The following is a 13,511-nucleotide window of genomic DNA, read 5'->3' as shown; positions in this document are numbered from 1 at the left end:
CGGTTCATTTCGAGAATAGGTTCAATTTAAGGAAAAATTGACCGCGCCGGTCAACCGGATGTTTGCGAAGTAAGTATAGATCTGGCTCGATCCTAATGCGGAGCGGGACATGAAATATATTGCCTTTATATTGTTTACCGTGCTGACCAACGCGGCGGCGCAGCTGATGCTCAAACAGGGCATGCTGTCACTCGGACCAATTTCCTTTACGGCTGACACCATGATTTCCAGGGTGTTCCAGATTTTATTCAATCCGTGGGTCTTTGCGGGTCTCGTCACATTCGCTATTTCCATGGCATCGCATCTTTACGTGCTGTCCAAGGTGGAGTTGTCCTTCGCCTATCCGTTCCTGAGCCTGGCCTATGTGGCCGTGGCCGTGTTCGCGTTCTTCATCTTTGGTGAAGATCTCAACAACTGGCGGATCGCAGGCATTGCCTTCATCTGCGTCGGAACCATCCTGATTGCCCAGTCCGGCCGTGAAGGTCACTCAGGCGATATGCAGGAAACAGCGCAGCTTTCAAAAATCAACGCAGCAGCAAATGAGATTTCACGATGAAACACGTCATTTTTGGAGGCGACGGGTTTGTCGGTCGCCATCTCGCCAAGAAACTTCTCGCCGATGGCGAAGAGATTGTGATTGCCGATATCGTCAACGACCATCAGGCTTTCTACCGGGATGCAACGATCATCCAATGCGATGTCACCCGTCCCGAAGAGGTTGCCAGGGTTCCGCTTGAAGCTGATGACATGGTCTACAATCTCTCGGCCAAGATGCTGTCGCCGCTGCAAGTGCGCGCCAAGCGCCATGATTTCTTCTACCCGGTCAATTACGACGGCACGAAGAACATCATCGAAGCAATGGACAAGGCTGGCGCCAACCAGCTGGTGCATTTCACCACCGACATGATCTACGGCCATACGGTGACCTTTCCGATGACCGAGGAACACCCGGTTTCGCCGCTGGGCGAATATGGCCAGTCAAAGCAGGACACCGAAGTTCTGGCGGCTGAATGGCGCACCCGCGGGATGTCGATCTCGCTGTTCCGCCCGCGCCTGATCATCGGCCCGGGACGGCTCGGGATTCTCGAAAAACTGTTCAAGCTGATCGACGCCAATTTGCCGGTGCCGATGATCGGATCGGGCAAGAACCCCTATCAGTTCATCTCGGTGTTTGATTGTGCCGAAGCTGCGCGTCTGGCCTGGAAGGTCGGCGTGCCGAACGAGGCCTATAATCTCGGTTCGATCAAGCCGCCGCCGGTGCGCAAGCTCCTGGGCGATCTGGTTAAGCATGCCGGTTCGAAATCATTCCTGATCCCGACACCGGGCTGGGCCGTCAAACGTACGCTCGACCTGTTTGATCTGATCAACATGCCGATCATGGACCCGGAACAGTATCTTATCGCCGACGAAAATTGCGTTCTCGACGTTTCCAAGGGCGAGCGCCAACTTGGCTGGGTTCCGCAATATCGCGACGAAGATATGCTGATTGCCGCCTATGATGAATATCGCGCCCAGAAAGTGCGTGGCGGATCTTCCGCTTCCGCACAAGTCGCACCGGCCGAATGAAACCGCTTCGAGGGAGCCAGACTATGCTTGATACACCCAACCGCGTGACCGTCGAAGCGCCGCCATTGTCGGCTTCAACAACAAGTACCAGCCGTACACCACGGCCAGATCTGCTGAGCGTAGACGATGCGAAAGCGATGTCGCTTGGCGAGATGACGGAGCTATTCAAGGATCACATCAACCCTGGCCAGTTGCATTTCATGAAGCTTCTGGGCTTTCACAAGGTCAAGATCGAGACCGCGTCGGGGATGTATTACACCGATCAGAACGGCCGCAAGATTCTCGATTTCTTCGGTGGTTTCGGCTCGCTGGCGCTTGGTCACAACCATCCGCGCATCATCAAGGCGCGGAAGGATTTCCAGGATGAAGACCGGCATGAAATCGCCATTGCCTTCATGAGCCAGTATGCTTCTGCGCTGGCCAAGAATCTGGCGGCGATTGCGCCGGGCGATCTCGACATAGTGTTCCTTGGTTCTTCTGGTTCGGAAGCCATGGAAGCAGCCATCAAGGTGGCCGAGCGCGCTGCCGGGCCGAAGCGGCCCAAGATTGTCTATGCGGCTAACTCGTTCCACGGCAAGACCAAGGGCGTGCTGTCGCTGACTGATTCCGAGCTCTATCGCGGCGAGTTCCAGCTCACCGGCAACACGGTCAAGGTGCCGTTTGGCGACATCGAGGCGATCCGCGCGGCCTTCGAATCCGATCCGGAAATCGGCGTGATCGTGCTCGAGACCATCCAGGGCGGCGGCGGCATCGTCGAAGCGCCGGTGGAGTTCTGGCAGCAGCTTCGCGCTCTGTGCGACAAGCATGGTGTGTTGTGGATTGCCGACGAGGTGCAGTGTGGCATGGGCCGCTCCGGTCACTTCTTCGCGTTCGAACATGCCGGCGTGGTTCCGGATGTCACCGCGCTCGCCAAATCGCTCGGCGCCGGCAAATGCGCGATGGCGGCGATGATCGCCTCACGCAAGGTCTACATGAAGGCCTATGGCACGCCGAAGACGGCGATGATCCACGCCCAGGCGACCTTTGGCGGTATCGGCGAAGCCTGCATTACCGCGATCGAAGGCCTCAATGTGATGTATGACGAGGCGTTGATCGACAATGCCGAGCGGGTCGGCGGTTACCTGATAAACCGCCTCAAGGAATTGCAGACTAAATACCCTCAGATCATCAAGGATGTACGTGGCCGGGGTTTCATGGTCGGGCTCGAATTCCAGGATTTCAGCCAGACCCTGCCGGCGCTGCTGAGGCCAATGGTGGCGCTGCTCGACGACAAGCTGAAGGGCTCGCTGTCAGGCTTCGTCGGCGCCGAATTGCTGCGTGATCACGATGTGCTGGTGGCATTCACCGAATACAATCGCAACGTCATCCGGCTGGAGCCGCCGCTGATCTGCGGACCTGAGCATGTCGATCAGTTCATCGAGGCGCTCGACGCCGTGCTGGGCCGTGGCATCGTCCGCATCGTCCGTGATTTTATCGGCAGCCAAACCAAGAAATAGACCCGGGCCTTAACGTAGGTTTTCAGCAATCATCAGCCGGGGCGGATCCATTATAATCCGTCCCGGCTTTTGTGTGTTCGGAGCTATGTTGAGCAGGAATACGCAAGCCAAACCCGGAACGAGAACAGCCGCAGGCTTGCTTGCGCGGCCATCTTTTTCACGTTACCCCTTGCCGGTCCGTACCTAGCCATTTCGGGGCTGACGATGCATATCGTGGCCCGGCAGGTGCGATGACCCGGTTGCTGCCTCGGCGAATTCGCTTCGGTACGTGCAGATGTGGAAGGCAATTCATTTGGTCAATCAATGGGGCAGGGAGAGTGATTTTCGGCCCGGTCGTCGTGGTGTCAGCGCCGCCATGACGGTCATCGCCGTAATCTTCGTCCTCGTGATTGGCGTGGCCGGTGGTTATGCCGCATTCCGGTTTTCCCAACCCGACACAAGCGGTGTCGTCAATACACCGGCCGATGACGCGCAAATCATTGAACTCGAAGCAAAAATTGCCCGGCAGGCGGGTGAGCTCGACGCCATGGCCGAAAAACTGGACGCGCTCAGCATCACAGCTCAACTGGCAGAGGAGAAAACCGCGCTCGCTGAAAAGCTGGCCCGTGAGGTCGATATGGTGGCTGCGGAGAATGAAACGCTGAAGGCGAAACTGGTGGCGGCCGAAGCTGAGAGGGACGCAGTCAACCAGGATGCGAGTGTAGCCGAGGATCGTGATACGGCCGAACTTGCCCGTCTGCGCGACGAGGTTCTGCCGGAATTGACGGCGGAGCGGGACCAGTTGCAGCGCAAGAACTTGATGATGCTGGCCGATCAGACCAACCTGAAGGCGCAGGCGAAAACCGCTGCGGAGTTGCGTACTGCGGATGCCAAGCGGATCGCCGAGCTGGAAGTACGGCTTGCCGAGGTCGAGGCGGAACTGGCGGCCTCGCAAGAGGTACTGGATGCGCTCAAGCTCGCCGAGCGCGCGGGCAAGGCGCCCGAGGTGGTGGCCGAAAATCCCGACCCGGCGACGAAATCGGATCCAACGGACAATTCAGCGCCCGATCCGCGCAAGCGCGATATTGTGGCAAGAGCCTTGCGCGTCGCGCCGGGTCTTGAAACATTGTCTGAAGCGGAGCGGCAGAAACTGGAAGATACCCTGATTGCCGGCGAATGCGTTACAACCGCGCTGAAATCGGTGTTCGAGCGCGTGCCCATCCTCACACTGCGCAACCTGATCCGCGATCTGAACAGCGACTGCTGACCAAAGGAGAATGCCTTGAAAACCGGTGCCAACACTCTTCGAGGCTTGTTTTGGGTCGTCTGCGCATGGTTGCTTGCTGCCGGCGTGAGCCAATCGGCAGAATTCGAGCGCAACATCATGACCGGCGGGCCGACCGGCACTTATATCCGGATCGGCAGTGACATCGCCGCCCTTGGCGCGCAATGCGGGCTGAAATTGAACGTGCTGGAAAGCGCAGGTTCGCTTGAGAATTTCGTTGGTGTCCGCAAGCGGCGCAATACCCAGTTCGGCATCGTCCAAAGTGACGTTCTGGAGTATCTGAAAACCTTCGAGGCCAATGATTCCGAAATCCAGGATGCCGTGCGCGGCGTGCGGATCATGTTCCCGCTCTATAACGAGGAAGTTCATATTCTGGCGCGTGCCGGGCTCGGCGGGATCAGGGACCTCGAAGGTCAGAGGGTAGCCATTGGCGTCAAGGACAGCGGAACGTTTCTAACCGCATCGCTGGTGCTCGACATCCTGCAGGTCGAGGCCGCGGAGCGGCTGCCGCTCAATCCGGATCAGGCGCTTGAAAAACTCAAAGCCGGCGAGATCGACGCCTTCTTCTATGTCGCCGGCGCGCCGGCTTCACTGTTTGTCGATGCCGATATCGATCCGGACAAATTCCATCTGCTGCCGATCACCGAGGCGCCGTTGCTGGCGACCTACACCAAGGCTGCCATTCCGGCTGATACCTACGCCTTCCAGACCGGGCCGGTCGATCTGATCGCGGTCAAGGCGGTGCTGATGACCTATGATTATGATCCCGCCAAAAACGCCTACCACCGCGACAGCTGCACCACTGTTTCGGATTTCTCCAGCTTGGTGCTCAATGGCATGGGGCAGTTGCGTGAGACAGGCCACCAGAAATGGACATCGGTGGACCTGACCGCACTGCCACCAGGCTGGAAAGTGGGCTCTTGCGTCAAGGCCGGGATGGCGCTGGATTATGCGCCCAAATGCACAAAAGCTGCCGAAGGGGCGCCTGCAGACAGCAATGAGGAATATCTCGACCTCCTCAAGCAGCGGCGGAAGAACTGATCTTCATCCTCGGCCACGGCCAATAAAAAACCGGCGGAGCCAGATTGGTTCCGCCGGTTTTTTTGAGTGTGCCGGGCCGCCTGGGCAGCCCGGTTTGATCAATCAGACCGAGTAGTACATGTCGAATTCGACCGGGTGCGGTGTCATTTCGAAGCGCATCACTTCGGCCATCTTCAATTCGATGAAGGCATCGATCTGGTCGTCGTCGAACACGCCACCGGCGGTGAGGAACTTGCGATCCTTGTCGAGGCTTTCGAGCGCTTCGCGCAGCGAGCCGCAGACCGTCGGGATCTTCTTGAGTTCCTTGGCCGGCAGGTCGTACAGATCCTTGTCCATGGCCTTGCCAGGGTGGATCTTGTTCTTGATGCCGTCGAGGCCGGCCATCAGCATGGCTGCGAATGCCAGATACGGGTTGGCAGTCGGGTCCGGGAAACGGACTTCGACGCGCTTGGCCTTCGGCGAGGTGCCGAACGGAATACGGCAGGAGGCCGAACGGTTGCGTGCCGAATAGGCCAGCAGTACCGGTGCTTCATAACCCGGGACCAGACGCTTGTAGGAGTTGGTCGACGGGTTGGTGAAGGCGTTAATCGCCTTGGCATGCTTGATGATGCCGCCGATGTAGAACAGGCAGGTTTCCGACAGGCCGGCATATTCGTCGCCAGCGAAGGTCGGCTTGCCACCCTTCCAGATCGACTGGTGCACGTGCATGCCCGAACCGTTGTCGCCGAAGACGGGCTTGGGCATGAAGGTTGCGGTCTTGCCGTAGGCGTTGGCGACCTGGTGGACACCATACTTGTAGATCTGGGTCTTGTCGGCCATGCGGGTCAAGGTGTCGAACACCAGGCACAATTCGTGCTGTGAAGACGCCACTTCGTGGTGGTGCTTTTCAACCGTCAGGCCCATCTCGGCGAGAACGGTGAGCATTTCCGAACGCATGTCCTGGCAGCTGTCGATCGGAGGCAGCGGGAAATAGCCGCCCTTCATGCGCGGGCGGTGGCCCATATTGCCGGTTTCATAATCGGTGTCGTCGTTGGACGGCAGTTCGGTCGAATCGAGCTTGAAGCCGGTGTTGTAAGGATCGGCCTTGTACTTCACATCATCAAAGATGAAGAACTCGGGCTCGGGGCCGATGAACACGGTGTCGCCGATGCCGGAAGCCTGAAGATAGGCTTCGGCTTTCTTGGCAGTCGTGCGCGGGTCACGGCTGTAGGCTTCGCCGGTGATCGGGTCGAGTATGTCGCAGAAAATCGCCATGGTCGACTGCGCGAAGAACGGGTCCATATGCGCAGTCGTTGTGTCGGGCATCAGTACCATGTCGGATTCGTTGATGGCTTTCCAGCCGGCGATCGAGGAGCCGTCGAACATGACACCATCGGCGAACATGTCTTCGTCAACGCAGGAGGTGTCCATGGTCACATGCTGCATCTTGCCCTTGGGGTCGGTGAAGCGCAGGTCGACGAACTTGACGTCGTTGTCTTTGATCTGCTTCAGAATTTCATTCACTGTCGTCATGTTTGATATTCCCTGTTGGTACTGACGATAGGTACGCGGCTATAGGCCGGGTACATTGATCGGGTCGTGATTAGATCGCGTCGTTGCCGGTTTCACCGGTACGAATGCGGATGACTTCCTCGATATTGGAGACGAAGATCTTGCCATCACCGATGCGGCCGGTCTGGGCGGCGTTGCGAATGGCGTCGATCGCGGCTTCGGCCGTTTCATCGGCGAGCACGATCTCGACTTTCACCTTGGGCAGGAAATCCACGACATATTCCGCGCCGCGGTAGAGCTCGGTGTGGCCCTTCTGGCGACCGAAACCCTTGGCCTCGGTGACCGTGATGCCCTGCAGGCCGACTTCCTGAAGGGCTTCCTTCACTTCGTCGAGCTTGAACGGCTTGATGATCGCTTCGATCTTTTTCATGAGAACCAATTCTCCGCATTTTTACTGTAAAAGAGGATGCCGACGCACGCACCAGAACCCACTCGCGGATATAAAAGCACACGCCGTGCCAAATCGGCGGAAATTCGCTGAAACCGGTCAAATATTTTCATCTGACGCCCAGATGGCCCGAAAAACCCGGCAAACCTCTCAGATCACGTCCGGAGGAAGCCGCTTCGCCTGCATTATTCCGAAATCGGCCGGCGGTCTGAAATTGGCCAATACCTGCGGTGATGATTTTTTGTGCATCATCGCGCGCCTATTTATGCATCACCATGCCCAATTTATGCCCATTGTGTGGTTCGGAGCAATGGGGCAGATCGCGCCGATGGGCGCTCTTCAGGCGTCTTGACCGCAGTGTCCAGTGATGCGACGAAAGCCTATGGCGATCAATTCGACACTACTGGTGAACCCGTCAGCCATGGGCAAGATTGACGCCGCGGCGATTGCCAGCGGCATTGACGGCTACAGGCTGATGCAAGCAGCGGGCGCGCATGTCGCTGCCTGCGTGCTCAGGCATTACCCGGCCATGGTGCGGGCAGTCATCTTCTGCGGACCTGGCAACAATGGTGGCGATGGCCATGTAGCAGCGCGCCTGCTTGCAGAGAGTGGCGTTGATGTTTGCCGCTACGGTGTTGAACCGCGACCGGGTGGTGATGCGGCGCAGGCTCATGCCGATTGCCCGGGAAAGATCCTGCCTCTCGCTGACTGGTGTCCTGAACCTGGCGATGTGATTGTCGACGCACTGTTTGGCGCCGGCCTCGACCGGCCGGTAAATAACGAGATCGCCGGACTGATCGAGCGGGCGAATACGGCAGAGACACCGGTGGTCGCTGTTGATTTGCCGTCGGGCCTGTCGGGCCGGACCGGACGCCCGACCGGCGCGTGCTTTCAGGCATGCCATACCGTAACCTTTGCCGCGCTCAAACCTGGCCATCTGCTGATGCCGGGCAGGGTGCTGTGCGGAGAGATGCATCTGTGCGACATCGGCATTCCGGCGCGGTTGATTGCCAGTGATGACCCGATCTCCTGCAACCACGCGGGGCTTTGTAACGACTACCTTCCGGCAGCAGATCCGGCGCAGCATAAGTATAAACGGGGACACCTGGTGGTGTTTTCCGGCCCGTTGATCTCAGGGGGCGCGGCTCGGCTTGCCGCCTCGGCCGGATTGCATGCGGGTGCTGGACTGGTGACGCTCGCAACGCCGCCCGGTGCGGTAATGGTTCAGGCCACGCACCTGACGGCGGTGATGCAGCGGTCGCTGAAATCTGCAGATGATCTCGAGCAATGGCTTGAAGACCCGCGGCTCATGGCCTTCGTGCTGGGGCCTGGATTTGGCGATCTGGACAAGGCTCGCGATTTTGTAACTCTGCTTAGCGGCGCCAAACGCCCGGTGGTGCTTGACGCCGACGGGCTCAGCGCCTTTGCGGGCGAGACCGCTCGGCTATCGGCGCTGTTTTCGGGTGAAACGCGGCTGGTGGTGACCCCACATGAGGGCGAGTTCCGTCGGCTGTTTGCCGAATTGTCGGATGATCCCCAACTCTCGAAGATCGACCGGGCACGTGCAACGGCAAAGATCCTCAATGCGGTGGTGGTCTACAAGGGGCCAGATACGGTAGTTGCCGCTCCTGATGGTCGTGCGGCGGTCAATGCCGGGGCGCCGCCGTGGCTTGCGACCGCCGGCTCGGGCGATGTGCTGGCCGGGATCATCGGCGCGCTTCTGGCCCAGGGCATGCCGCCGTTCGAGGCCAGTTGCGCGGGCGTGGCGATGCACGGCGAGGCAGGCGATCGGGCGGGCAGGGCAATGACGGCAGAGGATCTACCGCCGCATATCGCGCCCTTATAGAAGGCGGCTTTTACGCAGCATGCCGGCGCTGGCGAGCACCGGATAGGCGATCGAGACGAACAGCGAGTTGATTTCCTTGAGGTCACGCATCGTGTCGATGTGGATCGACGAGCTGTCATAGGAGTTGTCGTTTCCGTCCCTGAGGCGCTGCATGTGCTGCTCTTCACTGTGGCGAACCATCGTGCGCACCACTTCTTTTTGCGCCACCAGCTGCCGCGCGTGCTCGACATCGCGGTTGACGAACAGATTGAAGGCCAGCCGCGCATTCTTCAACACTTCCTGATGCAAAGCCTTGATTTCGTGCCAGCCTTCCTCGGAAAAGACGATCTTGCGGGCATGCCGCTTGCGCGCCCTTGTGACCATATTCTGGGAGATGATGTCGGCGGCCTGTTCGAGCTTGATGGTGGCGCCGAGAAGGTCCTGGCATAGCGCCGCTGACTTTTCATCCAACGCGCTTTCGGAAATCTTGGCGAGGTAGAACTTGATGTTGCGGTGGGTCTGGTCGATCTCGTCGTCAAGTTCCTGAATCCGTGCGATCTTTGCCTTGTCGGATTTCTCGTAGACATCGAAAATCCAGACCAGCATCAGATCGATCCGTTCGCACACGGTCAGCAGTTCACGGGTGGCGTTGGCGATTGCTTGTTCCGGGTTGGACAAATGTTCGGGGTTCAGCGCCGAGACGCGTTCTTCGATAACGGTTTCGGCGCCCGTATCGGTCGTCTTCATCCATGACTGCAACAGCCGTCCGATCAGGCCGCAAAACGGAAGCCCGAAAACCAGAACCGCCAGATTGATGGCGAGATGGCACAGCACCACCGCATCACCGGGGTTGGTGGAAAAGATGCTGCTGGGCAGTTCCACCGTCATCTGGACAGCCAGCGCAATCAGCGTGCCAAGGCCGCGAATGGCGACATTGCCCAGTGGCACGACCCGTGCATCGGTGCGTTCGCCACGCGTCAGCACCGCGGCGATTACGGCTGCGCCGAAATTGATGCCGAGTACCAGCGGAATGATCAGCACAGGCGGGATCAGTGCGCGGTCGGCCAGCGATGCGAGCAGCAGCACAGTGGCAACGCTGGAATGAAACGCCCAGGCCAGCAGACCGGCGAGCACAAAGGCGGTGATCCAGTCGCGCGACAAGTAATTGATGATCACCGGCAGAATTTCGCTGGTCTTGAGCGGGATCGAAGCTTCGCCGATCAACCGCAGCGACAGCAGCAAAAGCCCCAGTCCAAACAGGATACGCCCCATCTGGCGCCAGTTTCGCGCTTCGCTGGCGCGGAAGGAGATGGTGCCGGCGAGCAGCAGAATGGGAATCAGCAGTGACAGGTCATGGCGCAGGATGCGCACGACGAAGGCAGAGCCAAGATCGGCGCCGAGCAGGGTGGCGATGCCGATCGCCGAGGAGACGTAGCCGCTGGCAACAAAGCCTGCGGTGATCAACGCGACCGCGGTGGCGCTCTGCAAGGCAATGGCCAGGAAGAATCCGGCGATTGCCGCAGTCACCCGGTTGCTGATTGCCAGCTTCAGCTTGTCGCGCAGCGCGTTGCCATAGGCGCGTTCGATGCCGGTTCTGACCATTCGCGTGGCCCAGAGCAGCAGCGCAACGGCACCGGCCAGATTGATGAAGACGATGATACCCGACATATAGCGGCCAGACCGTAACAAGAGTGAACAAGAACCCCGACGCTGTAAACCCGCGATCGGAAGGTGGCGTATGTTGGCCGCAAATGCTGGCAGAACGACGAATCAGATTATCGCATATTTGTTGTTGTCACAATTTGCCGAGTTATCGATGCGGGCTCAGCAATACAGGCCATCATATGTTGTCTTGAATGTGCCTGCTCGGTCGGGTTGATTGGGCTCCTGACCGGCCGCGACAAACCCAGCCTGATGTATGTGGCGTTCAAATGGCTGCAGTTGAGTGATAACCTGCACGCATCTCAAGCTCTCACCCCGTCGTTTGCGCATCCCGCTGGATGCGCGGCGCGGGGCTCGCTATATAGGCGGGGCCCCGCTCAGGCGGCCTTCTGGTTGTTGAGATAGGTTTTTGGCGGTGCACCCATGACCCTGGAAAACATGGTCGTGAATGCGGGCATGCTGTCATAGCCGAGATCAAGCGCCACCACGGTGACCGCATCACCGGCGGTCAGCCGCGGCAACGCGGCCATCACGCAGGCCTGCTGACGCCAGGCCGACAGGCTCAACCCGGTTTCCTGTCGGAATACCCTGGTGAAGGTGCGGCGGCTCATTCCGGTTCGGGCAGCCCATTCATCTATTTCAAGCCGCGCCGAGGGTGCGCTGATGAAGCTGCGGCATAGCCGCGCCAGGCCCGGATGGGCGGGCAACGGCAGGCCCAGCGGGCGCTCGGGCAGCCGCGGGATTTCGTGCAGCAACAAGGCCTGGATCAAACCCGAACGGGCGTCGTCATTATCGGGGCCCTGGCGGACAATTTCTTCGCTCAGGCTGCGCAACAAAGGGGTTACTCCGGTGACGTGAAGGTGCATGGGCAGCCCAGGCATGGCGTCAGATTTGACATAGACCGATTGCATCTCGACGTGGCCGATCATGTCGACCGAATGGCGCACGCCCGCCGGAATCCACAAGGCGTGATCGGGCGGCACCATCCACCGACCCATCTGCGTCGAGACGATCACCACACCGGCGATCGGGTGCAGCAATTGCGCCCGCCCGTGTTCATGTTCGGGCACGTGGTCACCCGGCTCGAAACGGAGCGTGATTGCATGCACGGGCATGGTCGCGGCTTCCACCGCGTACAACCGCAAATGGTGTTGCTGGGCGCTTGCACGTAGTTGCGGATGGTGCTGACTGGATGTCTGATCGATCATGGTTTGGCCCGATTGCGTAAGAAATCGACCAAACCACGAAAGCAGGTCGCAGACAAGGCATGTATCAATGGTTGTTGAACTGGCTGCGCGGGCATCCAATCCGGTGTTCCGATACTGCAGCCAGCAGAAAATGATCGTCTCCGGCTCAAGCCGTGTATGTGGTTCGGGCCGGAGCACGACCTATGCAGAACTTTTTGCGTGTCACGCTCAAGTGGGATCATTTGGGCTGACGTACATGCAATATATCAAAGCCTTGAAACGCCCATTGCGCGTTCAGGTTTGACACGAAAGGGTAGAGAATGAGCGTCGCGGAAACCGGATCTGAACCGCGTTTGACGGCAAGTGCCGCGCCGGCCGCCTTTTCGGTGGTGGTGGCGCTCAGCGTCTGCCATTTTCTCAACGACACCATGCAGTCGGTGCTGGCGGCGATCTACCCGATCCTGAAAATCAACTATGCGCTCAGCTTCGGCCAGATCGGGATGTTGACCTTCGCCTTCCAGTTCACCGCGTCGCTGCTGCAACCGGCGATCGGCGCTTTCACCGACAAGCGGCCGATCAGCTACGGGTTGCCGGTCGGCATGGGCTTTTCGCTGGTGGGACTGCTGCTGCTGTCATCGGCCGGTTATTACGGCCTGCTGTTGCTGGCTGCGGCGCTGGTGGGCCTTGGCTCGGCAGTGTTCCACCCCGAATCCTCGCGCATCGCCCGGCTTGCTTCGGGCGGTCGTCACGGCACAGCGCAGTCGGTGTTTCAGGTGGGCGGCAATTTAGGCACTGCCTGCGGACCGCTGCTGGCGGCGTTCATCATCGTGCCCAACGGCCAGACATCGGTGGCCTGGTTTGGCGTGGCGGCGCTGATTGCCATGGTGATCCTGACCAGGGTCAGCCGCTGGTATGGCGCCTTCCGACGTGCGGCGGTGGGACGGCCGGCCCCGGACAAGACGCTTACGCACAGCCGCCGGCGGGTCATGGTTGCGCTGGTGGTGCTGGCACTGCTGGTGTTTACCAAGAACATCTATATCGCCAGCTTTACCAGCTTCTACACGTTCTTCGTGATCGAACGGTTTGGCGTTGGCGTTCAGGCTTCACAGGTCATGCTGTTTGTATTTCTGGGCGCCATGGCAGCCGGCACGCTGATCGGTGGCCCGATCGGCGACCGGATCGGTGCGCGCGCCGTGATCTGGGTGTCGATCCTGGGCATACTACCGTTTACGCTGATGCTGCCCTATGCGGATCTGTTCTGGACCACGGTTCTGACAGTGATCATCGGCGTCGTTCTGGCCTCTGCGTTTCCGGCCATCATCGTGTTTGCGCAGGAACTGGTGCCGGGACGGATCGGGCTGATCGCCGGCGTGTTCTTCGGCTTTGCCTTCGGCATGGGCGGCATATCGGCCGCGGTGCTGGGGCAGGTGGCCGACGTCAAGGGCATCATCTATGTCTACCAGATCTGCTCGTTCCTGCCGTTCCTGGGGCTTCTGACCGTGCTTCTGCCAAAACACACGCGCAGCTAGCA

At 59.3% G+C, this 13,511-nt stretch carries 12 protein-coding genes; 8 read left to right on the top strand and 4 right to left on the bottom strand.

What is annotated here, in order from left to right; translation table 11 throughout:
• Window positions 1-109: 109 nt before the first annotated feature.
• The 5 genes from ACK6D9_RS14045 to ACK6D9_RS14025 all read left to right on the top strand — a co-directional run bounded on the left by ACK6D9_RS14045 (window position 110) and on the right by ACK6D9_RS14025 (window position 5,367).
• The gene (locus ACK6D9_RS14045) at window positions 110-556 is read left to right on the top strand and encodes a transporter (protein ID WP_412048984.1); all 447 of its coding nucleotides are present in this window, start codon (window positions 110-112) and stop codon (window positions 554-556) included.
• Window positions 553-1,566: an NAD-dependent epimerase/dehydratase family protein gene (locus ACK6D9_RS14040; protein ID WP_412048983.1), complete on the top strand. Its 1,014-nt coding sequence runs from the start codon at window positions 553-555 to the stop codon at window positions 1,564-1,566. Before ACK6D9_RS14045 ends, ACK6D9_RS14040 begins: the two co-directional genes overlap by 4 nt.
• Before the next feature lie 137 nt (window positions 1,567-1,703).
• Window positions 1,704-3,062: an aspartate aminotransferase family protein gene (locus tag ACK6D9_RS14035; RefSeq protein ID WP_412051815.1), complete on the top strand. Its 1,359-nt coding sequence runs from the start codon at window positions 1,704-1,706 to the stop codon at window positions 3,060-3,062.
• Between the two features lie 274 nt (window positions 3,063-3,336).
• Window positions 3,337-4,308 carry a hypothetical protein gene (locus tag ACK6D9_RS14030; protein ID WP_412048982.1) on the top strand — a complete coding sequence of 324 codons (972 nt, stop codon included), beginning with the start codon at window positions 3,337-3,339 and terminating at the stop codon, window positions 4,306-4,308.
• An 84-nt stretch (window positions 4,309-4,392) separates the two neighbouring features.
• Window positions 4,393-5,367: a TAXI family TRAP transporter solute-binding subunit gene (locus ACK6D9_RS14025; RefSeq protein WP_412048981.1), complete on the top strand. Its 975-nt coding sequence runs from the start codon at window positions 4,393-4,395 to the stop codon at window positions 5,365-5,367.
• Between the two features lie 102 nt (window positions 5,368-5,469).
• Here the strand turns inward: ACK6D9_RS14025 and glnA are convergent, their stop codons facing one another.
• The gene (gene glnA, locus ACK6D9_RS14020; protein WP_412048980.1) at window positions 5,470-6,879 is read right to left on the bottom strand and encodes a type I glutamate--ammonia ligase; all 1,410 of its coding nucleotides are present in this window, start codon (window positions 6,877-6,879) and stop codon (window positions 5,470-5,472) included.
• A 70-nt stretch (window positions 6,880-6,949) separates the two neighbouring features.
• Window positions 6,950-7,288 carry a P-II family nitrogen regulator gene (locus tag ACK6D9_RS14015; RefSeq protein WP_152008683.1) on the bottom strand — a complete coding sequence of 113 codons (339 nt, stop codon included), beginning with the start codon at window positions 7,286-7,288 and terminating at the stop codon, window positions 6,950-6,952.
• A 142-nt stretch (window positions 7,289-7,430) separates the two neighbouring features.
• Between ACK6D9_RS14015 and ACK6D9_RS14010 the strand changes: the two genes are divergently transcribed.
• Window positions 7,431-7,658, top strand: coding sequence for a hypothetical protein (locus ACK6D9_RS14010; protein WP_412048979.1), 228 nt, complete (start codon window positions 7,431-7,433; stop codon window positions 7,656-7,658).
• Between the two features lie 30 nt (window positions 7,659-7,688).
• Window positions 7,689-9,152, top strand: a complete 1,464-nt coding sequence (locus tag ACK6D9_RS14005) for an NAD(P)H-hydrate dehydratase (RefSeq protein WP_412048978.1) — start codon at window positions 7,689-7,691, stop codon at window positions 9,150-9,152.
• Here the strand turns inward: ACK6D9_RS14005 and ACK6D9_RS14000 are convergent.
• Both ACK6D9_RS14000 and ACK6D9_RS13995 read right to left on the bottom strand, forming a co-directional pair.
• A complete protein-coding gene (locus ACK6D9_RS14000; protein WP_412048977.1) occupies window positions 9,147-10,799 on the bottom strand; it encodes a Na/Pi cotransporter family protein in 1,653 nt (550 codons plus the stop codon). The genes ACK6D9_RS14005 and ACK6D9_RS14000 overlap by 6 nt on opposite strands.
• A 371-nt stretch (window positions 10,800-11,170) precedes the next feature.
• Window positions 11,171-12,001 (bottom strand): AraC family transcriptional regulator, encoded by an 831-nt coding sequence (locus ACK6D9_RS13995; protein WP_412048976.1) that lies wholly within the window; start codon window positions 11,999-12,001, stop codon window positions 11,171-11,173.
• Window positions 12,002-12,300: 299 nt separating this feature from the next.
• Here ACK6D9_RS13995 and ACK6D9_RS13990 point away from each other — a divergent pair, with 299 nt between their 5' ends.
• Window positions 12,301-13,509 (top strand): MFS transporter, encoded by a 1,209-nt coding sequence (locus ACK6D9_RS13990; RefSeq protein ID WP_412048975.1) that lies wholly within the window; start codon window positions 12,301-12,303, stop codon window positions 13,507-13,509.
• Window positions 13,510-13,511: the final 2 nt, after the last annotated feature.

Origin of the sequence: Hoeflea sp. Naph1 (assembly GCF_046837775.1) — a bacterium.
Taxonomy (GTDB): domain Bacteria; phylum Pseudomonadota; class Alphaproteobacteria; order Rhizobiales; family Rhizobiaceae; genus Hoeflea.
This window is presented reverse-complemented; position numbering and strand designations above follow the sequence as displayed.